This window comes from Desulfocurvus thunnarius, assembly GCF_055390965.1.
This window is the reverse complement of record NZ_AP042411.1, coordinates 2112609-2137267: the sequence shown is the minus strand read 5'-3', so window position 1 is coordinate 2137267 and position 24659 is coordinate 2112609. Positions and strand designations below refer to the sequence as shown.

Below are 24659 nucleotides of genomic sequence, written 5' to 3'. Positions count from 1 at the left end.
GCCGCCTATGTGCGCCCCGCCCTCAGGCGGGCGCGCTGGCAGGCGTCCTGTACCCGGAAAAGGAATTCGTTGATGGGCACCGGCTTGAGCAGGTAGTCGAAGGCGCCCAGCTCCAGGCCCTTGCGCGCGGACTCCACGCTGGCGTGCCCGGTGAGCAGCAGCACCTCGGCCCGGTGGTCGATGGAGCGCAGGCGCTCCAGGACCTCGAGCCCGTCCATGCCCGGCATGCGCACGTCGAGCACGATGACATCGAAGCGCTGGGTCGCGGCCAGGGCCAGGGCCTCCTCGCCGGTGGCGGCGATGGTCAGTTCCACATTGCGCCGCGACAGCCGCTTGCGCATCAGGTCCAGGAATTCGCCCTCGTCGTCCACGAGAAGCAGTCGGATGGCGCTCATGGTGTTCCCCCTTGGGTGCGGGCCCGGCCCGGCGCGCGGCCCTGACCGCCACGCCGGGCCACGGCCCCGAGGTGTCTTGCAGGCCATGGAGCAAGCCACGTTCCAGAACTGTTGGCGCAACGGCTCGCCAACATGCTGATTTCACAGACTATAATAAGAAAAAACCGCGCAGTGTCACGCAACGGCTGCCCACGGTTGCGCAAAGGCCGCCCTGCGGAGGCAACGCCGGGGCATCTCGCAGGCTCCGGAACGCGGGCGCGCCCCGGCCTTGCACCCGGCCTCCCGTCCGCCTCCGGCTTCGCGGGCCGGGACCGGGCCGGACCGGGCCCAACGCCCCTCAAGGGCCGGGGCCGGGTTGCGGGCATGCCGCCGGGGCCGGAACCCGACCTCAGAGCCCCCGGGCCCGCAGATCGAGAATGGCCGCGCCCATCTCGCGGGCCAGCGCCGCCAGAACCCGGCCGTGGGCGGCCACCAGGGCGCCATGGTCCGCCCCGGTCACGGGCTCGCGCAGCACCGTGCGGCGCACGACCGCGGCCCGGGCGGCCCCGCGCGGCAGCACGCCCCAGGCCGCTTCGAGCACCACCTCGCCCCCGGGGGCGCCGTCCAGGCGCACCACGGTCACGGGCACGCGGTAGTCGGGGTCGATGAAACCTTCCCACGGGTGCCCCACCACGCGCTGGGAGTCCAGCAGCGCCCCCAGGTCGGCCACCAGGGCGCCGAGCACGGCCTCGTCCAGCGGCCCGGCCCAGCGGTGGAATTCCTCCAGGTGCACGCGCTCGACCCCGTCGCGGACCACCAGTTGCGGGCGATCGATGACCCGGGGAATCTCCAGCGGGCCGACGCCCACGGCCGGGCCCGGGCCCGGAGCCAGGGGCGCGGCGGCCTGGGGCGCCAGGGTGTAGAAGGCCACGGGCGCCACGGCGCCACGGCAGGCGCACAGGGCCGCCGCCAGCCCCAGGGCCAGGAGCAGCGACACACACCGGCCCCGGAACGCCGGGGCAAAAGCGGAAACGGCGCGGGCGCGCATCACGGGGCCTCCTTGCCGTAGAGCAGCGCGTCGGGCTGCCGTTCGAGGGTTTCGGAGAGCACGCGCAGGGAGCGCGCCGCGTCGCCCAGCTCGCGCAGCAGCTTGCGCATATCCGTGCGCAGGGCGGCGTCGGGCGCCAGGGCGGCCTCGGCCTGGCCCAGGGTGGCGGTGGCCTGCTCCAGGGTCCGGGCCACGGCGGGCAGGATTTCCAGGTCGCGCGCGGCGCCCATGAGCTGGCGCATCTGCTCCAGGGTGGCGCGGATGGAATCCAGGGTGGCGCGCAATTCGCTGGAAATATCGCCCATGGGCACCTCCTCCAGCCGGGCCAGGACGCGCTGGGCGCTGGCCAGCAGCCCGCCCAGGGCCGAGGGCGCCGTGGGCAGCTCGGGCAGTCGGCCCGAGGTCCCGACGCGCCCCGGGGCCATGCGCGGGTAGAGGTCCATGTCCACATAGGCCTGGCCGGTGAACAGGTTGCCGGTCTTGAGCTGGGCGCGCATGCCCATGCCCACCAGGGTGCGGATCACGGCGTCGCGCGCGTCCTTGTCGCCCAGGGCGAAGCGCTCGGGCTCGATCTCGACGGTCACCGGGATGCGCGCGGCCTTGTGCCGGGGGTCCAGCTCCAGGCGCATGTCCGTCACGCGGCCGATGGGCATGCCCCGGAACTCCACGGGCGCGCCCACGGACAGGCCGCGCACGGACTCGTCGAAATGCAGCACGTAACGCTCGCGGTAGTCGAAGGCGCGCTCGAAACCGCCCTCGCGCGAGGGGTGCAGGGTAAACAGCGCCTCGGGCGGGGCGGGTTCCGCCGCCTCGTCGGCCCCGGGGCTGTCGAAGGCCACGCCGCCCACCAGCAGGGACACCAGCGACTCGGTCTGCATGCGCAGGCCCCGGGCATCCAGGCGCAGGTCCACGCCCGAGGCGTTCCAAAAGCGCGTGTTGCGGCGCACGCGCTCATGGTACGGCGCCTGGACGAAAACCCTGATCTCCACCTGATCGTTTTTCTTCAGTTCATAGCCGACCACCTGGCCGACCTTGACCCGCCGGAAGTAGACCGGGGAGCCGATGTCCAGGGAACCCAGGGTCGTGGCGCGCAGCAGGAAATGGCTGCCGTCGGTGTCGCCGGTGACCAGGGGCGGAGCCTTGAGCGCCGTGAACTCGCTGGTCAGCTTGCCCTTTCTGGACGGCCAGATGCCGATGTAGGCCCCGGAGAACAGCGTCTCCAGGCCCGAAATCTCGCTGGGCGTGATCCGGGGCCGCACCAGCCAGAACTGCGTCTCCGAGCGCAGGTAGCGCTCCATGTCGCTGACCACCCGCGCCGTGACCACCACGTGCTCCAGGTTCTCGTCGAAGCGCACGTTCTCCACCTGGCCCACTTCCACATCCTTGAACTTGATCCGGGTCTTGCCCGCGACGATGCCTTCGGCGGTCTCCATGCGGATGGTGATGAGCGTGCCCTGGGCCTGGAGAGCGTCGAAGGCCATCCACGCGGCGGCCACGGCGGCCACCAGGGGGATGAGCCAGACGATGGACACCAGGCGCCTGCGGCGGACCCGGGCCGTGGGCAGGGCCGCGAACTCCGGCACGGCGCCGGACCCGGGCTCCCCGGAGCCACCGGAGCCCCCGGAGGAGGAAGGCATGGACGGTTCGGTCATGGCAAAGCCTCGTTTCGTTGGTCCCAAATCAGGCGGGGATCGAAGCTGCGGGCGGCGAACATGGTCAGCACCACCACGGCGGCGAAAAACACGGCGCCCCGCTCGGCCTCGATGACCGCCAGGGCCTGGAGCCGCACCAGGGCGACCAGGATGGTCACCACGTAGACATCGACCATGGACCAGCGGCCCACGGCCTCGGTCAGGCGGTAGAGCCGGGCCCGGTCATGGCGCCGCCAGCCGCCGCCCCGGCGCGAGGTCACCAGCAGCAGCGCCAGGACCACGATCTTGAGCACCGGCACCACCACGCTGGCGAAGAACACGATGGCCGCCAGGGGCCACATGCCCGAGGTCAGCAGATAATAGACCCCGGAGAGCACCGTGTCCTTGCGCGCGCCGCCGAAGGTCGTCACGGTGGTCATGATCGGCAGGCTCATGGCCGGGACGTAGAAAATCACGGCGGTGATGAGATAGGCCCAGGTGCGCCCGAGGCTGTCGGGCTTGCGGCTGTGCAGGGCGGCGCCGCAGCGCGGGCAGGCCGCGTGCTTCAGGGCCGCGTCCGCGGCGCTGGGGCGCACCAGCAGGTGGCAGCAGTGGCAACTCACCAGCCCGGCCCCGGCGGCCGTGGGCGCGCGGGCGGGCACCGAAGGCCCGGAGGGCACGGCGCGGGCGGAGGCGGGCACGGTGCTCACGGGCGGATCTCCAACCGGTCCCAGACCGTGCGGGGGTCCAGGCTGGCGGTGATGCCCGCAAGGACCAGCACCAGGAAGCCGAAGGCGTACAGCGCGGGGCCGACGACGATCTCGGCCATGGACGACAGCTTGACCATGGCCACCAGCACGCCCAGCAGGAAGACTTCCATCATGGCCCAGGGTTGCAGGGCCAGGACCATGCGCAGGGCCCGGGCCGTGCCCGGCGCACGCCGCCCCAGGCGCAGGGGCACGAGGATGTAGCCCAGCAGCACCAGCTTGAGCAGCGGGGCCGCCGCGCTGGTCAGCACCACCAGCGCGGCCAGCCCGGCCATGCCCTGGTCCGCCAGCAGCCACACGCCCGAAAGCAGCGTGGCGGGCTGCACGTTGGCGTCGATGCGCATGGTCAGCAGCGGAAAGGCGTTGGCCAGGGCGAAAAGGATCAGCCCGGCCACGGTCAGGGCCAGAACCTGGTCCAGCCCGGTGTCGCCCTGGCGATAAAGCACGGCGCCGCAGCGCGCGCAACGGGCCACCCCGCCCGGGGGCAGGGGCACCGTGCGTTGCAGCAGGTCGCATTCGTGGCAGGCGATGGTCGTGCCGTGCATGGCGACTCCCCGGCGGCTTCCCCCGCCCGCGGCGCGGGGGGCGCGCCGCTCCGGGGCGGCGGACGCACGCTTCCTTAAACCACGGGACACAAAGACATGTAAAGCCCGCCGGGCACGTGGGGCGCGGCAGTCCGCCGGGTCCGGCCGACTGCCGGGCAAGCGAAAATCCGCAGACCGGTCGGCAACGGCGAGCGGGAAAAACAAAAAATCCCGCCTGAACAATGCATTGCATACACAAAAGGGGCCGGGGTTTTCCGCTTGCATGGCGGGTCGCCGTCTTGGGACGGCCCGCTAGGGCTCCAGCATCCGCCGCGCGCCCCGGGCCAGGGCCTCGCTCAGGCCTTCCAGCAATGGCGAACGCAGGTTCCAGCGGTGCCAGTAGAGCGCCACGGGCACCTCGGTGCGCCCGTCCACGCAGACCAGCCGCCCGGCGGCCAGGGCGGCGGCGGCCTGGATGAAAGGCGTCATGCCGCAGGCCAGCCCGGCCTCGGCCAGAGCCATGAAACGCCCCGGCGCGGGCACGAAATGCACGGGGTAGTCCCGGGGCGGGTCGTCGGGAAACAGCCGGGCCAGGACCAGGTCGTGCAGGTCGTCGGCCCGGTTGAAGCGCACCGCCGGAGCCCGGGCGGCGGCCTCGCGGGTCAGCCCCTCGGGGAAATGGCGGCGCACGAACCCCGGCGTGGCCAACAGCCCGTAGCGCATGACGCCCAGGCGGCGCACCGTGCAACCCTGCATGGGCTCGGCCCGTGCGCTCACGCAGCCGAGCACCTCGCCATCGGCCAGCATGCGGTGGGTGCGCTCCTGGTCGTCCACGGCGAGGTCCAGCAGGGCGTCGCGCTCGCGCACGAAGTCCGTCACCGCGTCCATGAACCAGAAGTCCAGGCTGTCGGCGTTGACGCCGATGCGCAGCACGGGCCGTCCGCCCGGGGCCGCCGGGTCCAGCTCCGCCTCCAGGTCTTCCTCCAGGCGGCGGACCTGGAGGCAGTGGCGGATCAGGCGGCGGCCGTCGGGCGTGGGGCGCGGCGGGCTGGCCCGCGTGAGCAGCACGCGCCCGGTGCGCTCCTCCAGCAGGCGCACCCGCTGGGACACCGCCGATTGCGTCAGGCACAACGCCCGCGCCGCGCGCTCGAACCCGCCCTCCCGCACCACGGCGGCCAGGGCTTCCAGAAGTTTGTAGTCGTGCATGGCCTTCCATTAGCATTACTAATGGAAAAGCAGAACTATCAATTTCACAACACGGCCCGGCCCGGCTACAAGGGCCTCGCGTGCGGCGCATCCGCCCGCGCAAGGGAGGCTTTTTCATGCTCATGCCGTTCTTCCAGGGCTTCGGGGTCGGGGGCGGGCTCATCGTGGCCATCGGCGCGCAGAACGCTTTCGTCCTGACCCAGAGCGTGCGCCGCAACCACGCCTGGGCCGTGGCCCTGCTGTGCAGCCTGTGCGACGCGCTGCTCATCGGCGCGGGGGTGGCCGGAATGGGCGCGGCGGTGGCGGCCAGCCCGCTTTTGGGCCGCGTGGCGGCCTGGGCCGGAGCGGCGTTCCTGTTCTGGTACGGCCTGGGGGCCCTGCGCTCGGCCCTGCGCGGCGGGCGGCTGGACGTGGGCGCCCAGGGCCCGGCCGGCCTGGGCGCGACCCTGGCGGCGACCCTGGCCGTGACCCTGCTGAACCCGCACGTCTACCTGGACACGGTGGTCATGCTCGGCAGCCTGAGCGGCCAGTTCCCGGGGCCGGGGCGCTACGTCTTCGGCGCGGGGGCGGCGTGCGCGTCCCTGTCGTGGTTCCTGGGCCTGGGCCTGGGCGGGCGGCTGCTGGCCCCGGTCTTCACGCGCCCGGCGGCCTGGCGAGCGCTGGACGCCCTGGTCTGCGCCACCATGTGGGGCATCGGCGCCGGGCTGCTGCGCGGGGCTCTGGGGTAGGCCAGGCGGGCTGGCGGGCCTCCGGCGGGCAGGGCTCCGCCCTGCACCCGCCAGGGGGCGACGCCCCCTGGACCCCGCACGCCCGGGCCGGACAGGCCGAGGAGGAGGACCTCCTCGGCCTGTCCGGCCCGGGGGAGTTCCAATATCCCGGCGCCGGGTGTCGTCCGCCGCTCCTTTCGGCTCCTGCCGGGCTCCGGGGTTATTTTCCCCTTGTTTTCAAGTGTGTTGCCCGGGGTCGCCCGGCGGCGCCCCGGGGGTAGACGAATGCCGCCCTCGTCTAGACCGCGCCCGGCCTTCAACGGATCACAACATCCCCGTCACCGTTTCATCACACTGCGGGTCTAGGTGCTTGAGTGGAGCCGGGCAAGCCGCTCCGAGGAGGACACCATGACCGCAGCCACCACCACCAAACTGGGCGCCCATCCGGGCAACGCCATCCGCACCCGCAGCCTGACCAAGATCTACCCCAACGGCACGCGCGCCCTGACGGACGTGACCCTGGCCGTCGACAAGAGCGACTTCGTGGCCATCATCGGCTCGTCGGGCGCGGGCAAGTCCACCCTGCTGCGTTGCCTGAACCGGCTGGTGCGGCCCACGGGGGGCACGGTGCGCCTGTTCGGCGAGGACGTGACCCACGTCTCCGGGCGCGGGCTGCGCTCGGTGCGCCGCCGGGTGGGCATGATCTTCCAGCAGTTCCACCTGGTACGCCGCCTGACGGTGCTGGAAAACGTGCTCGTGGGCCGCCTGCGCTTCAACACCGCGCCCCTGGGCCTGGCCATGAGCCTGGCGCGCGTGTTCCCGCGCAACGAAAGGGAGTTCGCCTTCGAATGCCTGCGCCACGTGGGCATCGCCGACCTGGCCTTCCAGCGGGCGGACACCCTTTCGGGCGGGCAGCAGCAGCGGGTGGCCATCGCCCGGGCCCTGGCCCAGGAGCCCGAGGTCTTCCTGGCCGACGAGCCCATCGCCAGCCTGGACCCGCGCAGCGCCGAAACGGTCATGGACACCCTGATGCACATCCACGAAACGCACCACATCCCGGTGCTCGTGAACCTGCACCACATCGAGTTCGCCCGCGACTACGGGCGCCGCGTGCTGGGCATGGCGCGGGGCCGGGTCTGCTTCGAGGGCCGCCCCGCCGACCTGGACGACGAAGTCATCACCGGCATCTACGGCGCCAAGGTCGGCGAGGCCTTCGGCCAGTTGAGCGCCGCCTAGAGCAGCCTCCCCGCCCCCGGGCGGGACGCGATACCCAACACCCCATTTGGAGGAACCGACGATGAAACGCATCCTGACGGTACTTTTCGTGGCCGCCCTGGCCACCGTGGGCCTGCTGCACTCCGTGGCCCAGGCCAACCCCGCCTCCTGGCCCTCCGCGGTCAAGCTGGGCGTCATCCCCACCGAGGGCGCCGCCGACAGCGCCAAGCGCTTCCAGATCCTCTCCGAGCACCTGGAGAAGATCCTGGGCATCAAGGTCGAGGTGTTCACCGCCTCCGACTACGCGGGCATCATCACCGCCATGGCCAACAAGCACATCGACTTCGGCTACTTCGGGCCCAAGAGCTACGTCGAGGCCGCCGAAAAGGCCGGGGCCGAGGCACTGGTGCTCGAATGCGGCACCGACGGCATGCCCGGCTACAAGGGCATCATCATCGCCCGCAAGGATTCGGGCATCACCACCATGGAGCAGGCCAAGGGCCACACCTTCGCCTTCACCGACCCCAACTCCACCTCCGGCTTCCTGGTGCCCAACGTGCTCTTTGCGCGCGACCTGAAGGTCAAGCCCGAGGAGTACTTCTCCGAGGTGCGCTTCTCCGGCTCCCACGGCGCGTCCATGCTCGCGGTGAAGAACGGCGGCGTGGAAGTGGCCGCCACCAACGACATCGACCTGGACCGCATGATCGAAAAGGGCTCCGTGTCCAAGGACGACTTCACCGTCCTGTGGACCTCCGAGCTGATCCCCGGCGCGCCCATGGCCGCCCGGGCCGACCTGCCCTCCAGCCTCAAGGCCGCCTTCGCCGGTGCGCTCATCACGGTCAACTCCGACAAGCAGATCCTGGAAAAGCTGGCCATGGGCGGCTACCAGCCCGCCGACGACAAGACCTACGACATCATCCGCTACCTGAACCGGCTGAAGAAGCAGCTTGAGCAGAAGTAGGGACATGATGGCAACCGCAGACACGCACTGCGACCTGACCCTGGCCCAGGTGACCCCCAGGCCGACCCTCAAGCAGAGGGCGGCCATGGGGGCCCTGGGGGCCATCATCGTGGCGACGCTCGTGGCGTCGTGGGTGTCCACGGGCATCGACCCGCTGGCGCTGTACAACAAGCGCCAGAACGCCTTCGACTACCTCTTCGGGCGCCAGCTTTCGGAGATGGACGAGGCCAGGGCCATGGAACAGGCCCGGCGCCTGCCCGAGATCATCGTCCAGGAAGAAGCGGCCATGGACCTGCGCGACGCCTACCAGGAGCGCGGCGAGAAAATCGACGACATGGCCCTGCAGGAAGAGGCGCGCGAGCTGGCCGCCCGGCGCATGGCGGCCATGACGCCCGAGGAGCTGGACGCCATCGTGGACGAGGAATACCGGCGCATCGCCCGCGAGCGCAGGGGCGGCTACTTTCCGCCCGACATCCACGCCCGCAACCTGCTGCACTACTCCCGGGCGCTCATCGAAACCGTGGCCATCGCCATCTGGGGCACGCTGTTCGCCTTCCTGGCGGCCATTCCGGCCTCCATGTTCGCCGCGCGCAACACCCTGAAGCTGATGATCTCCGGCGAGGGCCGCCTGGCCCGGGGCGCGCGCGCCGGGGTCCACTTCGGCGTGCGCCGCGTGCTCGACTTCTGCCGCGGATTCAACGAATTCGTCATGGCCCTGATCTTCGTGGCCGTCATCGGCCTGGGGCCCTTCGCGGGGGTCATGGCCCTGGCGATCCACACCTTCGGCATCCTGGGCAAGGTGTTCTCCGAGGCCATCGAGGCCATCGAACCCGGGCAGGTCGAGGCCGTGGAGGCCTCGGGCGCCGGGCCCACGCAGATCATGGCCTTCTCGGTGCTGCCGCAGGTCATGCCGCTGGTGGTCAGCTACAGCCTGCTGCGCTTCGAGTCCAACGTGCGCAGCGCGAGCATCCTGGGCTTCGTGGGCGCGGGCGGCATCGGCTTTCTCATGTTCGACAAGATCAACGGCTACCTCTACCGCGAGGTCTGCACCATGATGATCATGGTCATCATCACGGTGACCATCATCGACTCGCTGTGCGGCGTGCTGCGCAAGAGGTTCGTCTAGCCATGGGCGCGGCGCGCGGCGCGCGGGCCGCGGGGCCCCGGCGGCCCTTACGGCCGCACGACGAATTCCACGCGGCCCGAGGCCCAGCGCGTGAAGCCGTATTCCACGGGGCGGCCCTGGTCGTCCACGTTGACGCTCTCCACCACGAGCACCGGCTTACGCCGGGGCTGGCCCAGCAGGCGCGCGTCGCGGGCGCTGGGCAGCCGCGCGGTGATGCGCGTTTCGCGGCGCACATAGTCGCGTACGCCGTAGCGCGCCAGGCTGGTGGTAACCGAGCCCGTCTCGCGGTACGCCGCGCCGATGCCCGGAAAACGGGCGTGGGGAAAGTAGTGCGAGCAGACCAGCAGGCCCTGGCCGTCCACGCGGGACAGGGTTTCCATATGCTCGGCCAGCTCGCCGGGCAGAAGGCGCAACACCCTCGCCACCCGGCCCTCCACGGGCGCCACCTCGTACTCGAGCACCTCGCCCCCCGGGGTGCGGCGCTGGGCCAGCAGGTTTTCGGAAAAGCGCACCCGGCGCGAGAGGTCGTAGCACACCACATCCTCGCTGACGAAGGCGCCCCGGCCCTGCTCCACGCGGATCAGCCCGCGCGACTCCAGGGCCTGGAGCGCCCGGCGCACGGTGTGGCGGTTCACGCCGAAGCGTGCCGAAAGCACGGCCTCGGTGGCCAGCCGGTCGCCCGGGGCCGCCGCCGGGGCGGCGATTTCCGCTTCGAGAATGCGCTGTATCTGGCGCCACAGGGCGACGCCGCTGCCGCGTTCCAGTGCCATGGTTCCCTCCCCGGGGCCCGCAGGTTTCTCCGTTTCTCCCGTTTTCCGCGCTGACGGCGCACAACCGGACGCCGGGCCGAAGAGGCTCCGGCGCGCCGCAAGATGTCTAGATAACCGGACAACCATGACGAAAGGATGACGCCATGACCCAGAGCGATCCCGATTCCGAAACCACCCGGCGGCGGCGCTGGATGGGCCTGCTGGCCCGCTCGGCCCCCGGGGCCCTGGAGCGCGCCTGGCTGAGCCTCGCCTCCCGGCCCGGCTACACGGTGCTGCGCCCGGCGCAGACCGGGCTGGCCCTGGTACGCGCGCGCATGGGCGGCGACGGCGCGCCCTTCAACCTCGGCGAAATGACCATGACCCGCTGCGCCGTGCGCCTTGCGGGCCCCGCCCCGGAAGGTTCCCCGGACAGCGCGGGCGGCGACGCGGGCGGCATTCTGGGCCTGGGCTACGTCGCCGGGCGCGACGCGCGCAAGGCCGAGCTGGCCGCCGTGTTCGACGCCCTGTTGCAGCACCCGGCCCTGGGCCCGGGGCTGCTGGAGGCCGTCGTCGCCCCCCTGGCCGCCGCCGAGGCCGACCGTCGCGCCCGGGCCGCCCGGGCCACGGCGCCCACCCGGGTGGAGTTCTTCACCCTGGTGCGCGGGGAGGACGCCCGGTGAACGCCGCCACCACCACCCCGGCCCCGGGTTTCGCCGACCCGGTGCATGGCGCCCAGGGCGTATTCCGCGCCCTGCTGGAGGCCATGGCCCGGCCCGGAACGATCCGGCTGCTGCCCGCCGCGCCCGGCGCCGTGCCGGGGCTGAATCCCGCTGCCGCCGCCGCATTGCTGACCCTGGCCGACCTGGACACGCCCCTGTGGCTGGACCCGGCGGCGGACACGCCCCAGGCCCGCGCCTGGCTGCGCTTTTCCTGCAACGCGCCGCTGACGGACGACCCGGCCCGGGCGGCCTTCGCCGTGGTCGGCGACGGCCTGCGCCTGCCCGACCTGACGGCCTTCAACCCCGGCAGCCCGGAATATCCCGACCGCTCCGCGACCCTGGTGCTGGCCGTCGCCGGGCTGGCCCCGGACCGGGGCTGGACCCTGCGCGGCCCGGGCATCCCCGGCACGCGGCGTCTGGCCGTGGCCGGGCTGGCCCCGGGGTTCGCCCGCGCCCGGGCGGCCCTGGACCCGCTGTTCCCCATGGGCCTGGACGTGGTGCTGGCCGCGCCCGGAGCCCTGGCCTGCCTGCCGCGCACCACACGCATCGAGGAGACGCCATGTACGTAGCCGTCAAGGGCGGCGAGGCGGCCATCGCCAACGCCCATCGCCTGCTGGCCGCCACCCGGCGCGGCGACCCCGCCGTGCCCGAGCTGGACGTGGCCCAGATCGACCAGCAGCTTTCCCTGGCCGTGGACCGCGTGATGACCGAAGGTTCGCTCTACGACCGCGAGCTGGCCGCCCTGGCCATCAAGCAGGCCCACGGCGACCTGGTGGAAGCCGTCTTCCTGGTGCGCGCCTACCGCACGACCCTGCCCCGCCTGGCCGCGACCCGGCCCCTGGACACGGCGGCCATGGCCCCCCGGCGACGCATCTCGGCAACCTTCAAGGACCTGCCCGGCGGCCAGGTGCTGGGCCCGACCTTCGACTACACCCACCGCCTGCTGGACTTCTCGCTGCTGGCGTCCGGCGGCCCGGCTCCCGGGGCCCCGGCCGCCGAAGCCGACACCGGCGCCCCCGGCGCCCAGGCCGCCCCGTCCCGGGGTCTCCTGCCCCGGGTCACGGCGCTGCTGGCCGACGAGGGCCTGCTGGAACCCGAGGCTCCCGGCGCGGCCGAGGCCCCGGTGGGCGATCTGACCCGCGACCCGCTGACCCTGCCCGCCGGGCGCGACCTGCGCCTGCAAAACCTGGCCCGGGCCGACGAGGGCTTCCTGCTGGCCCTGGGCTACTCCACCCAGCGCGGCTTCGGCGACACCCACCCCTTCGCCGCCGAGCTGCGCATGGGCGAGGTGGAGGTGGAGATCATCCCCGAGGAGCTGGGCTTCGCCGTGGGCATCGGCGAGGTCACCGTCACCGAATGCCAGATGGTCAACCGCTTCACCGGTGCGGCGGACGCCCCGCCCCGGCTCACGCGCGGCTACGGGCTGACCTTCGGGTTCTGCGAGCGCAAGGCCATGTCCATGGCCCTGGTGGACCGCGCCCTGCGCGCCCGCGAGCTGGGCGAAGACCCGACCGCCCCGGCCCAGGACGAGGAATTCGTGCTGCTGCACTCGGACAACGTGGAGGCCCAGGGCTTCACCTCGCACCTCAAGCTGCCGCACCACGTGGACTTCCAGGGCGACCTGGAGCTTTTGCGCAGGCTGCGCCAGGAATATTTCCAGCGCCGCGCCGCGCGGGAGGACGATCATGATCCCAACTCCTGACACCCCGGCCCGGGGCCTTGCGGGCTACAACTTCGCCTACCTCGACGAGCAGACCAAGGCCATGCTGCGCCGGGCCATCCTCAAGGCCGTGGCCATCCCCGGCTACCAGGTGCCCTTCGCCAGCCGCGAGATGCCCATGCCCTACGGCTGGGGCACCGGCGGCATGCAGGTCACCGCGGCGGTCATCGGCGCGGGCGACGTGCTCAAGGTCATCGACCAGGGCAGCGACGACACCACCAACGCCGTGTCCATCCGGGGCTTCTTCGCGCGGACCACCGGCGTGGCAACCACCACGCGCACCGCCCGGGCCACGGTGATCCAGACCCGCCACCGCGTGCCCGAAGCCCCGCTGACCGAAGGCCAGATCCTGGTCTACCAGGTGCCCATCCCCGAGCCCCTGCGCTGGATGGAGCCGCGCGAGCCCGAAACCCGCGCCATGCACGCCCACGAGGAATACGGCGTCATGCACGTCAAGCTCTACGAGGACATCGCCCGCCACGGGCGCATCGCCACCAGCTACGACTACCCCGCGCGCGTGGCCGGGCGCTACGTGACCTCGCCCTCGCCCATCCCCAAGTTCGACAACCCCAAGCTGGACCGCTGCCCGGCCATCCAGCTCTTCGGCGCCGGGCGCGAGCAGCGCATCTACGCCATCCCGCCGTACACGCGGGTCCAGAGCCTGGACTTCGAGGACCATCCCTTCGAGGTCCAGCGCTGGGAGCAGTGCTGCGGGCTGTGCGGCGCGACGGACAGCTACCTGGACGAAATCGTCGTGGACGACGCGGGCGGGCGGATGTTCGTCTGCTCGGACAGCGACCACTGCCGCGCCCGGCGCGAGGCCGGGCACACCGGCCCCCAGGGCGCCGCGCACCCCGAGGAGGAACCCGCCCATGCATCCTGAAACCGCCGCCCCCCTGCTGACGGCCCGGGGCCTGGGCAAGCACTACGGCGCCCACCTGGGCTGCCGCGACGTGGCGTTCGACCTCTTCCCCGGCGAGGTGCTGGGCATCGTGGGCGAGTCGGGCTCGGGCAAGAGCACGCTGCTGGCCTGCCTTGCGGGCACCCTGGCCCCCAGCGCGGGCAGCGTGACCTACCGCCCGGCCCGGGGCCCCGCCCTCGACGTGCACCGCTGCCCCGAGCCCGACCGCAGACGGCTCATGCGCACCGACTGGGGCCTGGTGCACCAGAACCCGCGCGACGGGCTGCGCATGGCCGTCTCCGCCGGGGCGAACATCGGCGAGCGGCTCATGGGCACGGGCGCGCGGCACTACGGGCGCATCCGCGCCGAGGCCCTGGCCTGGCTGGCCCGGGTGGAGATCGACCCCGCGCGCATCGACGACCTGCCGCGCACCTTTTCCGGCGGCATGCAGCAACGCTTGCAGATCGCCCGCAATCTGGTGACCCTGCCCCGGCTGCTGTTCATGGACGAACCCACCGGCGGCCTGGACGTGTCCGTCCAGGCCCGGCTGCTGGACCTGCTGCGCGGGCTGGTGGCCGAGCTGGGCCTGGCCGTGGTCCTGGTGACCCACGATCTGGCCGTGGCGCGCCTGCTGGCCCACCGGCTGATGGTCATGCGCGGGGGCGAGGTGGTGGAGGCGGGCCTGACCGACCAGGTGCTCGACGACCCGCAGCACCCCTACAGCCAGCTTCTGGTGTCATCCATCCTCCAGGCATAGGACGCGACAATGACCGACATCGCCATGCGCCCCGGGGCCCTCGTGGAGGCCCGGGGCCTGACCAAGACCTTCATCCTGCACAACCAGGGCGGCACGGAGCTGCCCGTGCTGCGCGACCTGGACTTCCACGTGCTGCGCGGCGAGTGCGTGGCCCTGGCCGGGCCCTCGGGCACGGGCAAATCCACCCTGCTGCGCGCGCTGTACGCCAACTACAAGCCCCAGGCAGGCAGCGTGGCCGTGCTGCACCAGGGCCGCGTCGTGGACCTCGCGCGCGCCGACCCGCGCACGGTGCTCGACGTGCGCCGCCGGACCCTGGGCCACGTCAGCCAGTTCCTGCGGGTCATCCCGCGCGTGGCCTGCCTGGACATCGTGGCCGCGCCGCTCACCGACGAGGGCCTGCCCCGGGCCGAGGCCCGCGAGCGCGCCGGGGCCCTGCTGGCGCGGCTGAACATCCCCGAACGCCTGTGGGGCCTCGCGCCGTCCACCTTTTCCGGCGGCGAGCAGCAGCGCGTAAACATCGCCCGGGGCTTCGTCAAACCCTGCCCGGTGCTGCTGCTGGACGAGCCCACCGCCAGCCTGGACGCGCACAACCGCGCCGTGGTCGTGGGCCTGATCCGCGAGGCCAAGGCCCGGGGCACGGCCGTGGTCGGCATTTTTCACGACGAGGAGGTCCGCGACGCCGTGGCCGACCGTCTCCACCCCATGCAACCCATCGGGAGCGCCGCATGAGCAGCGAAACCATCCTGACCAACGCCCTCGTGGTCACCCGCGAGGACATGTTTTCCGGCAGCGTGACTCTGGCCGACGGGCTGATCCGCGCCGTGGACCGGGGCCCCAGCCGGGCGCCCGGCGCCGTGGACCTCGGGGGCGACGTGCTCATCCCCGGGCTCATCGAGCCGCACACCGACAACCTGGAGCGCCAGCTCATGCCCCGGCCCGGGGTGCTCTGGCCCTCGGCCCTGGCCGCGCTCATGGCCCACGACACCCAGGTGGCCGGGGCGGGCATCACCACCGTGCTCGACAGCATCTGCTGCGGCGAACTGAACGAGGGCAAGATGCGCCGGACGATCTTCGCCCTGTCCGTGGAGGCCGTGCGCCACGGGCGGCGCACCGACGTGCTGCGGGCCGACCACCTGCTGCACCTGCGCTGCGAAATCTGCGACCCCATCGTCATGGAGCACTTCGAGCCCCTGGCCGACGACCCGCTGCTGCGGCTGGTCTCGCTCATGGACCACACCCCGGGCCAACGCCAGTTCACCTCCCACGAAAAATACCGCGAGTACTACGGGCACATGAACTGGAGCGACGAACAGTTCGAAGCCATGGTGGCCGAGCTGCGCGCCGTGCAGGAGCGGGTGGCCCCGGCGCAGCGCGCGCGGGTGGTGGAGCTGTGCCGCCGGCGCGGCGTGCCCCTGGCCAGCCACGACGACACCACCGAGGAGCACGTGGACCGCGCCGGGGACGAAGGCGTGGCCATCAGCGAATTCCCGACCACCGAGGCCGCCGCGCGCCGCTGCCGGGAGCGCGGGCTGGCCATCGTCATGGGCGCGCCCAACGTGGTTCGCGGCGGGTCGCACTCGGGCAACGTCTCCGCGCGGGACATGGCCGCGGCCGGGCTGCTGGACATCCTGTCCTCGGACTACGTGCCCGCCAGCCTGCTGCACGCGGCCTTCCTGCTGCACGGCGACCTGGGCCTGCCCCTGCCCGGGGCCGTGGCCCTGGTCACGGACAACCCGGCCCGGGCCCTGGGCCTGGACGACCGGGGACGCATCGCCCCGGGCCTGCGGGCCGACCTGGTGCGCGTGCGCATGGTCGAGGGCCACCCGGTGGTCCACCAGGTCTGGAAGCGGGGGGCGCGCATCCTCTAGCGGGCCGCGCGGCAGAAGAAGGCAGAAAAGGAGAACACCGCCATGACCGAACGATTCGCCCTGTACTACGCCCCGGAGCACGGCAGCGCCCTGGCGGCCTTCGGGGCGCGCTGGCTGGGCCGCGACGCCGCCACCGGCGCGGCCTGCATCCAGGCCACCGTGCCCGGCGTGGCCGACGATATCCTGGCCCGGGCCACGGCCGCGCCCCGGGCCTACGGCTTCCACGCGACCCTGAAGCCGCCCTTCGCCCTGGCCCCGGGGCGTAGCGCGCGGGAGCTGCTGGACGCCGTGGCGGCCCTGGCCGCGGCCCTGGCCCCGGTGGCGGCCCCGGCCCTAGCGCCGGAGGCCATGGGCACGTTCCTGGTGCTGCGCCCGCAGGGGCCCTGCCCGGAGCTGGACGCCCTGGCCGCGCGCTGCGTCACGGCCCTGGACGCCTTCCGGGCCCCGGCCGGGCCCGGGGAGCTGGCCCGCCGCCGGGCCCCGGGGCTGACCCCGGGGCAGGAGGCCATGCTCGCGCGCTACGGCTTTCCCTACGTGCTGGAGGAATTCCGCTTCCACCTGACCCTGGCCGGGCCCCTGGCCGGAGCCCTGGCGGACGACGGGCTGCGCGCCCGGATGCTCCGGGCCCTGGAGGCCCTGGCCCGGCCCTTCGCGGCCCGGCCGCTGCCGGTCCGCGAGGTGTGCGTGTTCCGCCAGCCCGCCGAGGGCGCGCCCTTCGCCCTGCTCAAGCGCTTCCCCCTGGCCGGGGCGGCCTGATGCCCGGCTCCGCGCCCGGCAAAGCGGCGCCCGGCCCGGGGCGGCTGGTGCTGGTCACCGGGGCCTCGGGCGCGGGCAAGGACAGCCTGCTGGCCTACGCCCGGGAGCGCGCCCGGGGCCTGCCCCTGGCCTTTGCCCACCGCTACATCACCCGCCCGGCCCGGGCCGGAGGCGAGAACCACGTGGCCCTGGAGCCCTGGGAGTTCGCCCTGCGCCGCGAGCGCGGGGCCTTTGCCCTGCACTGGGAAGCCAACGGCCTGCACTACGGCCTGGGGCTGGAGATCGACGCCTGGCTGCGGGCCGGGCTGGTGGTGGTCGCCAACGGCTCGCGGGCGGCCCTGGGGCGGGCCGGGGCGCGCTGGCCGGGCCTCGTGCCCGTGCTCATCCGCGCGGCGCCGCAGGTGCTCGAAGCGCGCCTGCTGGCCCGCGGCCGCGAAGACGCCGCCGCCGTGCGCGCCCGCGTGGCCCGCGCCGCCGCCCAGGACCCCGCGGCCCTGCCCGGCCTCGCGGTCATCGCCAACGACGGCCCCCTGGAACAGGCCGGGGAACGCCTGCTGGCCCTGCTGCGCGCCCTGGTCTGAAGGCCCCGGCTCCCGCCCCGCCCGACGCCCGGCTGTCGAAAAATCAGCGTTCGCAACGCCGCCTCAAACGGCGCGCCGCAAGGCGCGAAAAAATCCGGACCGCGCAGTGCCCCCCGCAGGCACGCGCTGCCCGGATTTTCCGCTGTCGCGGCAGCCCGCCGCCTCAGGGCGGCCCGCTACAGGTACCAGCGCCAGCTCCGCCCGGCCAGATAGAGGTCGCGCAGGGTCACGATGCCCCCGGAGCGCAGCTTCTTGACCAGGAAAAGGAACAGGTAGGCCGTCTGCATGGCGTCGTAGAGGGCATTGTGCTCGTCGAAGGCGGGCAGGCCGTAGTCGCGGCAGAGCTGCCCGAGCTGGTAGGACACGGAGCCGTCGAACTGGTCGTAGTAGTTCTCCCACAGCTCCTGGCGGTAGACCTGGGCCAGACGCATGGTGTCGATGCACGGGGTGCGCAGGCGGCCGCCGAGGATGGCCCGCGCCGCGCGGTTCAGGAAGGAAAGGTCCAGGCCCACGTTGTGCCCGACCAGGAGCGCGCCGTCGCAAAAGCGCAGAAAGGCCGGAAAGGCCTCGCGCAGGCGCGGGGCGCCGCGCAGCATGTCCGGCGTCAGGCGGTGGATCATGGTCGCGGCCTTGGGCACCGGCCCGCGCGGGGCGACCAGGGTGTAGAAGGAATCGGCGGTGATGGACAGGTCGCGGATGCGCACGGCGCCGATGGAGACGATCTCGTCGCTGGCCGGGGCCAGGCCGGTGAGTTCGGTGTCCACGACGCAGAATTCGTACTCGGCCAGGGGCCGGTCCTGGTCGAAGGTGGTGAAGCGGTCGTGGTTGGCGCGCAACAGTTCGCTCTGCGGGGCGCGGCCCAGGCGCGCGAACACGCGGGCCAGAGCGGCGACGGGGGCGGGGGCGGCGGTCATCATGATCAACTCCTTGCGGGCTTCCCGGCTCCCGGGGCGGGAGCGGCCGGGGGTCAGCCCACGTTCAGGCTGAAGGCTTCCCTGACGAAGGTTTGCAGCGAGCGGACCACGCCGAAGGTCTCTTTGAGGGTCTGCTTTTCCAGGTCCGAGAGGGTGGCGGGGTTCAGGTGATTGTCCGGGGCGCCGCCCGCGTCGATGCGCGCCATCTGGTGCACCAGGCGCAGTTGCATGAGGAACTCGTAGGCCTCCAGGGCCTCCACGCCCAGGTCGGGCGGGATGTGGCCCTGGTCCTTCAGGGCTTCCAGGCGGTCGAAGGTGTTGGTCTCGCGCAGGCCGTGGCGCAGGGCGAACAGCCGGGCGAAATCCACGAAAGGCGTGAGTGCGCGGGTCTTGAGGTCCAGGGTGTCCTTGTGGGCGCCGTCCTTGTCCACGACGATGTTGCGGAAGAAGGACAGGGGCGGCCGGGTGCTCAGGCAATGGCGGGCCAGGTGGCGCAGGAACACGTCCTGCCGGGCGGCGTGGACGACCACGTGGTCGCGCAGGGTCTCGCCCAGGGCGGCCTGGCCCCAGCCGGGGCGGAAATCGAAGAAAATGGTCGCCCGCAGCACCTCCTCGGGCTCGGGCAACAGGACCATGGTCTCGAAAAAGTCGCGCATCCGGCTCATGGGCATGCGCCAGCGGGGGTTGGAGGCCATCATGCCCCCCGGGCAGGGCGGGTAGCCGCAGCGCACCAGGTGGTCGATGGCCGCCTCGGCGAAGCGCCGGAAATAGTCCTCGCAGCGGACGGCCTCGGCCGGGTCGGGGCAGTCCGCGTAGACCAGGGCGTTGTCCTGGTCGGTCTGGAAGGTCTGCTCCTTGCGGCCCTCGGAACCCATGAGCAGCCAGCAGAACGGCACGGGCGCCGGGCCCAGCTCCTCCTGGACGAAGCCCAGCAGCTTCTCCAGGATCAGGTCGTTCATGATCGTCACCATGCGCGTGATGTTGCGGGCCTTGGCGCCCTCCTCCACCAGGGAGCCCACGGTGGTCGGCACCTTGGCCGCCAGGGGGTACAGGGCGGCCATGGTCCGCGCCCCGGCGATCTCGCGGAACAGCGACGTGGGCGAGCGGCCTTGCAGGAGCATGATGTCGTGGGCGGTGACCATGCCCGCCACGCGGCCCTCGCGCAGCACGGCCAGGTGGTGGATCTGGGCGCTCATCATGCGCAGCAGGGCGTCGAAGCAGGGCTCGCGGTGGCCGATGGTCGCCAGGGGCGAACTCATGATGAACTCCACGGGCGCGTCGTGGGGCTCGCCCTCGGCAACGGCGCGGCGCAGGTCCTTGTCGGTGACGATGCCCACGGCCTCGCCGTGCGGATCGGTGACCAGCAGCGACCCCACGCCCTGGGCGACCATGATCCCCGCGGCCTCGCGCAGGCTGCTGCCCGGGGCGATCAGCAGCGGCGGGCGACGGATCACGTCGCCCACGCGGGTGGAGAACAGCACCAGGGGGCTGGCCGCGCACAGGTCGGCGTGCTGGCGGCGCAGCTCGGAAAAGGCGCGCTCGATGTAGTTCTCGGAGATGTTGTGCAAGTAGTACTGGGCGATGGCCGGGTGCTCGGCGATGAGCGCGCGGAACACGGCCCCGGGGATCTTGAAGCAGAAAGTGTCTTCCACCGTCTCGGCGCTCAGGCTGGCGCGGGCCTCGCGGATGACGCCCAGGGCGCCCACGGCGGCGCCCTCGCCGCGGTAGTCGATGAGCGTGTCCGGCAGGGCGCCCTCGCGGCCTTCGCGGCCTTCGCGGACAAGGAAAAGCTTCACCGCGCCGCTGCGGATGAGCAGCACGTCCTGCACCAGGGTCACGCCCTGGGTCAGCAGGCGGGTGCCCTTGGGGTGGAAGTCGATGGTGCAGGCCCGGGCCAGGGCCTCCAGGGCCGGGCGGTCCAGGTCGGAAAAAGGCAGCGTCCGGCCGAGAAAGGGCACGAGCTCCGAGGCCTGGGCCGAGAAGACCTGATCGGGTCTGTTCATGGCGTCCTGCGTTCTGCGACGGGTTGTGGGCCGGGGGCGCGCCCCGCGTGGGGCGGGGCGCGCCGTCGGCCCGGTTCGCTGGTCCTAGTGATCCACCGCCGCGCCCGCCCCGCGCGGGAAACGGACGGTTTCGACCATGTCCTGCACGGCCTGGGGCGGGGCCGGGGTCAGGGCCGAGACGACCACGGTGACCACGAAGTTGAGCACCATGCCCACGGCGCCGATACCCTCGGGGCTTATGCCCATGAACCACGGCGCCACGCCCAGGAACTTGGTCTGCACGATGTAGAGCATGGTGAAGCCGATGCCCGCGACCATGCCGCAGATGGCGCCCTCGCGGGTGGCGCGCTTCCAGAAGATGCCCAGCACCAGGATGGGGAAGAAGCTCGACGCCCCCAGGCCGAAGGCCAGGGCCACCACCTGGGCCACGAAGCCGGGCGGGTTGATGCCGAAATATCCGGCCACGCACACGGCCACGCCGATCATCACCCGGCCCAGGGTCAGGCGCGCGCGCTCCGAGGCGTTGCGGTTGATGACGCGGTAGTAGAGGTCGTGCGACACGCTGGAGGCGATGACCAGCAGCAGGCCCGAGGCCGTGGACAGGGCCGCCGCCAGGCCGCCCGCCGCCACCAGGGCGATGACCCAGGCGGGCAGCGCGGCGATCTCGGGGTTCGCCAGGACCATGATGTCCGGGTCCACGTACAGCTCGTTGGCGCCGCCCGAGGGCGCGTTGGCCAGCAGCACCTGGCCGTGCGCGCCGGTCTGGCCCGTGGCCTGGGGCTTGCCCGCGAAGGCCGCCCCGGAGCGGTACTGGATGGCTCCGTCGCCGTTCTTGTCCATCCAGGCGATGAGCCCGGTGCGCTCCCAGTTCCGGAACCACTCCGGGGCCTGGGCGTAGGGCGCCTCGTTCACGGTACCGATCATGTTGTAACGCGCGAAGGCCGCCACCGCCGGAGCCGTGGTGTAGAGAATGGCGATGAACAGCAGGGCATAGCCCGCCGAAAGCCGCGCGGCGCGCACGCTGGGCACGGTGTAGAAACGGATGATGACGTGGGGCAGCCCGGCGGTGCCGACCATGAGCGCCAGGGTCATGCACAGCACGTCGATCATGGATTTGTTGCCCGGGCCGAAGGCCGAGGTGTAGGCCGCGAAGCCCAGGTCCTGGCCGATCTGGTCCAGGGTTTCCAGCAGATGGCGGCCCGCGTCGGGCCCGGAAAGGATGCTGGAACCGAAGCCGATCTGGGGGATGAAGCTGCCCGTGACCATGCGCGAGATGGCCACCGCCGGAATGATGAAGGCGACGATGAGCACCAGGTACTGGGCCACCTGGGTCCAGGTGATGCCCTTCATGCCGCCCAGGCCCGCGTACACGAAGACGATGACCATGCCGATGATGACGCCGGTGTTCACGTCCACTTCCAGGAAGCGCGAGAACACGATGCCCACCCCGCGCATCTGCCCGGCCACGTAGGTCAGGGAGACGAAGATGGCGCAGATCAGGGCCACCACCCGCGCGGTGTCGGAATAGTAGCGGTCGCCCACGAAATCCGGCACCGTGAACTTGCCGAACTTGCGCAGGTAGGGCGCGAGCAGCAGCGCCAGGAGCACGTAGCCCCCGGTCCAGCCCATGAGGTAGACCGTGCCGCTGTAGCCCGTGAAGGAAATGATGCCCGCCATGGAGATGAACGACGCGGCGCTCATCCAGTCGGCGGCGGTGGCCATGCCGTTGGCCAGGGGCGGCACGCCGCCGCCTGCCACGTAGAAGCCCCTGGTGTCCTTGACCCGCGACATCCAGGCGATGGTCAGGTACAGCCCGAACGTCAGCCCGACCATAAGATAGGTCCACATTTTGATCGTCATATACGCTCCCCGGCGCCCTGGGCGCCCCTGTGCGAGGTTTCCGGCGGTCTACTCGTGCACGTCGTATTTCCTGTCCAGCCGGAGCATGAGCAGGTAGTAGACGAAGATGAGCACCACGAAGACGAAGATGGACCCCTGCTGGGCGAACCAGAAGCCCAGGGGGAAGCCGCCGATGGTCACGGCGTTCAGCGGCTCGACGAAGACGATGCCGCAGCCGTAGGAAACCGCCGCCCAGATGGCCAGCAGCACGGCCATGTAGCCGACGTTCCTGCGCCAGTAGTCGCGCATGGAGCCTGTTGCCTGCGTCTGTCGGGCCTGAGTCTGTTGCGTCATGGTTCGGGCACCTCCCTTGCGTTTGCCCGTGCGCCGGGCCCGGGCCCGGCGCGCCCGGGGCGGGGCCCCGGGTGTCCTGGTTCCGGTCTACAGGGCGCGCAAGCGGCGGTGCACGCGCTTTTCGGTGAGCGCGCAAAAGCCCGGGCAGGCGGCGGACGAACGCGCAGCGCCCCGGGGCCGCGCCGCTCGACGCCCCCGGACCGCCGTCCACAGGGCCAGGGCGCCGCTGGGCGGTCCGCCCCGGCCGCCCGGGGCAACTGCGCGACCGGGGCCCCGTTTGCCGCCCGCCGTTCACCGCCTCCGGACGACTGTTCACCTTCGGGCCCGATTCTGGTACAGACTGCGGGGAGCATCGACCAACGCCCACACGCCCCGCCCGCCGGGGCAAGAGGATCTGCCGATGATAAGCCTGCTCGACGTGGTTTTCGGTTCCCTCGCCCTGCTTCTGGGCGTGCGGGGGCTCTTTCGCGGCCTGCTCAAGGAGGTGCTGTCCACCCTGGGGGTGATCGGCGCCTGGTGGCTGGCCGCCGAGCACGGCCCCGCCGTGGCCCCGTACCTGGAGCGCTGGGTGGAGAGCCGGGGCGTGGCCGAATTCGCGGCCTACGTTCTGGTGTTTTTCGCCGTGATGCTCGGGGTCAAGGCCCTGACCTGGGTCATCGCCAGGATCCTCAAGGCCTCGCCCGTGGGCTGGATCGACATGCCCGGCGGGCTGGCCGTGGGCCTGGGCAAGGCCTGGCTGCTGTGCTGCGTCATCCTGGCCGGGCTGCTGGCCTTTTTGCCCGACGCCGAGTTCGTGCGCAACTCGCGCGCCGTACCCTACCTCATGCCCGGCGCCCAGTACCTGCGCGAAAAGATGCACACCGGCATGGCCGGGTTCGACCCGCTGCGCATGCTGCCCGACGCCCTGCCCGCCCTGCCCGCCGGGCCCGCCCCCCAGGAGCCCTCCGGCAAGCCGGACGACGACGCCGGGGCCCAGGGCTCCGGCATGACCGACAAAGCCCGCGACCTGCTGGAAACCATCGGCAAGGTCATCACCAAGCAAGAGGAAGAACCCAAGCAATGACCCCCGACACCGCCCTCGCCCCGGACCACGGCCCGGCCCTGCGCGAACTCTTCGCCGTCATCGACGCCCTGCTGGCCGAAAACGGCTGCCCCTGGGACCGCAAGCAAACCCCCCAGACCATGACCGACTACGTGGTGGAGGAAAGCTTCGAGCTGGCCGAGGCCATCCGCGCCGACACTCCCGAACGCTCCAGCCCCGACACCCGCGCCGAGGTCATGGAGGAACTGGGCGACGTGGCCTTCCTGCTGCTGTTCGTGGCCACCCTCTACCACCGCGCCGGGCATTTCGATTTCTCCGACTCCCTGCGCTACTCCGCCGCCAAGATGATCCGCCGCCACCCCCACGTGTTCGGCGACCTGAAGCTGGAGAACCAGGAAGAACTGCTGCGCAACTGGGAGCGCATCAAGCGCGCCGAAAAGGCCGAGGGCGACGAGCAGCCCAAGCGCGTCTACGCCAGCCTGCCCAAGGGCCTGCCGCCGCTGCTCAAGGCCTACCGCATCAACTCCAAGGCCGCGCGCGCCGGGTTCACCTGGGCCGACGACGCCGGTCAGGCCGCACACATGGCCGACGAATGGCGCGAATGGGAGCAGGCCAAGGCCGACGGCGACCCCGCGCGCATGCAGGAGGAATTCGGCGACTACCTCTTCAGCCTCGTGGAATACGGCCGCCGCCACGGCATCAAGGCCAACGCCGCCCTGGAGGACGCCAACGCCAAGTTCCTGACCCGCTTCGACGCCATGGAAGCAGCCGCCCGCGCCCAGGGCCGCGACATCGCCGAACTGACCCTGGACGAAATGAACGCCCTGTGGGAGCAGGCGAAGAAGTAGGGGAAAGGAAGCACGAAAGGGGAACCGGGCGCGGCAGGACATGCCACCC

The 24659-nt window shown here is 71.9% G+C and carries 26 protein-coding genes; 15 read left to right on the top strand and 11 right to left on the bottom strand.

The window, feature by feature from the left end; all coding sequences use genetic code 11:
- Positions 1-5: 5 nt before the first annotated feature.
- From ACZ5KV_RS09330 to ACZ5KV_RS09305, 6 genes are all read right to left on the bottom strand, one after another.
- On the bottom strand, positions 6-395 hold the full coding sequence (locus ACZ5KV_RS09330; protein ID WP_464239033.1) for a response regulator: 390 nt from the start codon (positions 393-395) through the stop codon (positions 6-8).
- Positions 396-783: 388 nt separating this feature from the next.
- Positions 784-1422 carry a PqiC family protein gene (locus tag ACZ5KV_RS09325; protein WP_464241827.1) on the bottom strand — a complete coding sequence of 213 codons (639 nt, stop codon included), beginning with the start codon at positions 1420-1422 and terminating at the stop codon, positions 784-786.
- Positions 1422-3074 (bottom strand): PqiB family protein, encoded by a 1653-nt coding sequence (locus tag ACZ5KV_RS09320; RefSeq protein WP_464239032.1) that lies wholly within the window; start codon positions 3072-3074, stop codon positions 1422-1424. The genes ACZ5KV_RS09325 and ACZ5KV_RS09320 overlap by 1 nt, the downstream gene beginning before the upstream one ends.
- Complete coding sequence (locus ACZ5KV_RS09315) at positions 3071-3763, bottom strand: paraquat-inducible protein A (protein WP_464239031.1); 693 nt, start codon at positions 3761-3763, stop codon at positions 3071-3073. The genes ACZ5KV_RS09320 and ACZ5KV_RS09315 overlap by 4 nt, the downstream gene beginning before the upstream one ends.
- Positions 3760-4365, bottom strand: a complete 606-nt coding sequence (locus tag ACZ5KV_RS09310; RefSeq protein ID WP_464239030.1) for a paraquat-inducible protein A — start codon at positions 4363-4365, stop codon at positions 3760-3762. Before ACZ5KV_RS09310 ends, ACZ5KV_RS09315 begins: the two co-directional genes overlap by 4 nt.
- Positions 4366-4656: 291 nt before the next feature.
- On the bottom strand, positions 4657-5550 hold the full coding sequence (locus tag ACZ5KV_RS09305; RefSeq protein ID WP_464239029.1) for a LysR family transcriptional regulator ArgP: 894 nt from the start codon (positions 5548-5550) through the stop codon (positions 4657-4659).
- Positions 5551-5666: 116 nt separating this feature from the next.
- On the opposite strand from ACZ5KV_RS09305, the gene ACZ5KV_RS09300 reads away from it, so the two are divergent.
- From ACZ5KV_RS09300 to phnE, 4 genes are all read left to right on the top strand, one after another.
- Positions 5667-6278, top strand: a complete 612-nt coding sequence (locus ACZ5KV_RS09300) for a LysE/ArgO family amino acid transporter (RefSeq protein WP_464239028.1) — start codon at positions 5667-5669, stop codon at positions 6276-6278.
- Positions 6279-6665: 387 nt separating this feature from the next.
- Complete coding sequence (phnC, locus tag ACZ5KV_RS09295) at positions 6666-7493, top strand: phosphonate ABC transporter ATP-binding protein (RefSeq protein ID WP_464239027.1); 828 nt, start codon at positions 6666-6668, stop codon at positions 7491-7493.
- Positions 7494-7554: 61 nt separating this feature from the next.
- Positions 7555-8433, top strand: coding sequence for a phosphonate ABC transporter substrate-binding protein (phnD, locus tag ACZ5KV_RS09290; protein WP_464239026.1), 879 nt, complete (start codon positions 7555-7557; stop codon positions 8431-8433).
- Between the two features lie 4 nt (positions 8434-8437).
- On the top strand, positions 8438-9559 hold the full coding sequence (phnE, locus tag ACZ5KV_RS09285; protein WP_464239025.1) for a phosphonate ABC transporter, permease protein PhnE: 1122 nt from the start codon (positions 8438-8440) through the stop codon (positions 9557-9559).
- Between the two features lie 47 nt (positions 9560-9606).
- On the opposite strand, the gene phnF is transcribed toward phnE, so the two are convergent.
- Positions 9607-10329 (bottom strand): phosphonate metabolism transcriptional regulator PhnF, encoded by a 723-nt coding sequence (phnF, locus tag ACZ5KV_RS09280; RefSeq protein WP_464239024.1) that lies wholly within the window; start codon positions 10327-10329, stop codon positions 9607-9609.
- A 143-nt stretch (positions 10330-10472) separates the two neighbouring features.
- Between phnF and phnG the strand changes: the two genes are divergently transcribed.
- Genes phnG through phnN form a run of 9 tightly spaced genes read left to right on the top strand, consistent with a single transcriptional unit; the run spans position 10473 to position 17610 of the window.
- Positions 10473-10988: a phosphonate C-P lyase system protein PhnG gene (gene phnG / locus ACZ5KV_RS09275; RefSeq protein ID WP_464239023.1), complete on the top strand. Its 516-nt coding sequence runs from the start codon at positions 10473-10475 to the stop codon at positions 10986-10988.
- On the top strand, positions 10985-11596 hold the full coding sequence (phnH, locus tag ACZ5KV_RS09270; RefSeq protein ID WP_464239022.1) for a phosphonate C-P lyase system protein PhnH: 612 nt from the start codon (positions 10985-10987) through the stop codon (positions 11594-11596). Before phnG ends, phnH begins: the two co-directional genes overlap by 4 nt.
- Positions 11587-12729: a carbon-phosphorus lyase complex subunit gene (locus tag ACZ5KV_RS09265; protein WP_464239021.1), complete on the top strand. Its 1143-nt coding sequence runs from the start codon at positions 11587-11589 to the stop codon at positions 12727-12729. The genes phnH and ACZ5KV_RS09265 overlap by 10 nt, the downstream gene beginning before the upstream one ends.
- Positions 12713-13630, top strand: coding sequence for an alpha-D-ribose 1-methylphosphonate 5-phosphate C-P-lyase PhnJ (locus ACZ5KV_RS09260; RefSeq protein WP_464239020.1), 918 nt, complete (start codon positions 12713-12715; stop codon positions 13628-13630). Before ACZ5KV_RS09265 ends, ACZ5KV_RS09260 begins: the two co-directional genes overlap by 17 nt.
- Complete coding sequence (phnK, locus tag ACZ5KV_RS09255; RefSeq protein ID WP_464239019.1) at positions 13620-14405, top strand: phosphonate C-P lyase system protein PhnK; 786 nt, start codon at positions 13620-13622, stop codon at positions 14403-14405. Before ACZ5KV_RS09260 ends, phnK begins: the two co-directional genes overlap by 11 nt.
- Before the next feature lie 9 nt (positions 14406-14414).
- Positions 14415-15134: a phosphonate C-P lyase system protein PhnL gene (phnL, locus tag ACZ5KV_RS09250; protein WP_464239018.1), complete on the top strand. Its 720-nt coding sequence runs from the start codon at positions 14415-14417 to the stop codon at positions 15132-15134.
- Positions 15131-16273, top strand: a complete 1143-nt coding sequence (locus ACZ5KV_RS09245) for an alpha-D-ribose 1-methylphosphonate 5-triphosphate diphosphatase (protein WP_464239017.1) — start codon at positions 15131-15133, stop codon at positions 16271-16273. Before phnL ends, ACZ5KV_RS09245 begins: the two co-directional genes overlap by 4 nt.
- A 42-nt stretch (positions 16274-16315) precedes the next feature.
- Entirely contained in the window at positions 16316-17029 is a 714-nt protein-coding gene (locus ACZ5KV_RS09240; RefSeq protein WP_464239016.1) for a DUF1045 domain-containing protein, read from the top strand.
- Complete coding sequence (gene phnN / locus ACZ5KV_RS09235; protein ID WP_464239015.1) at positions 17029-17610, top strand: phosphonate metabolism protein/1,5-bisphosphokinase (PRPP-forming) PhnN; 582 nt, start codon at positions 17029-17031, stop codon at positions 17608-17610. The genes ACZ5KV_RS09240 and phnN overlap by 1 nt, the downstream gene beginning before the upstream one ends.
- Positions 17611-17786: 176 nt before the next feature.
- Here phnN and ACZ5KV_RS09230 read toward each other — a convergent pair whose 3' ends face one another.
- From ACZ5KV_RS09230 to ACZ5KV_RS09215, 4 genes are all read right to left on the bottom strand, one after another.
- A complete protein-coding gene (locus tag ACZ5KV_RS09230) occupies positions 17787-18527 on the bottom strand; it encodes a 3'-5' exonuclease (protein ID WP_464239014.1) in 741 nt (246 codons plus the stop codon).
- A 50-nt stretch (positions 18528-18577) separates the two neighbouring features.
- Entirely contained in the window at positions 18578-20527 is a 1950-nt protein-coding gene (locus ACZ5KV_RS09225; RefSeq protein ID WP_464239013.1) for a putative nucleotidyltransferase substrate binding domain-containing protein, read from the bottom strand.
- A gap of 84 nt (positions 20528-20611) precedes the next feature.
- Complete coding sequence (locus tag ACZ5KV_RS09220; protein ID WP_464239012.1) at positions 20612-22387, bottom strand: sodium:solute symporter family protein; 1776 nt, start codon at positions 22385-22387, stop codon at positions 20612-20614.
- 48 nt (positions 22388-22435) lie between these two features.
- Positions 22436-22720: a DUF4212 domain-containing protein gene (locus ACZ5KV_RS09215; RefSeq protein WP_464239011.1), complete on the bottom strand. Its 285-nt coding sequence runs from the start codon at positions 22718-22720 to the stop codon at positions 22436-22438.
- A 400-nt stretch (positions 22721-23120) separates the two neighbouring features.
- Between ACZ5KV_RS09215 and ACZ5KV_RS09210 the strand changes: the two genes are divergently transcribed.
- On the top strand, positions 23121-23783 hold the full coding sequence (locus ACZ5KV_RS09210) for a CvpA family protein (protein ID WP_464239010.1): 663 nt from the start codon (positions 23121-23123) through the stop codon (positions 23781-23783).
- Complete coding sequence (gene mazG / locus ACZ5KV_RS09205; protein WP_464239009.1) at positions 23780-24610, top strand: nucleoside triphosphate pyrophosphohydrolase; 831 nt, start codon at positions 23780-23782, stop codon at positions 24608-24610. Before ACZ5KV_RS09210 ends, mazG begins: the two co-directional genes overlap by 4 nt.
- Positions 24611-24659: the final 49 nt, after the last annotated feature.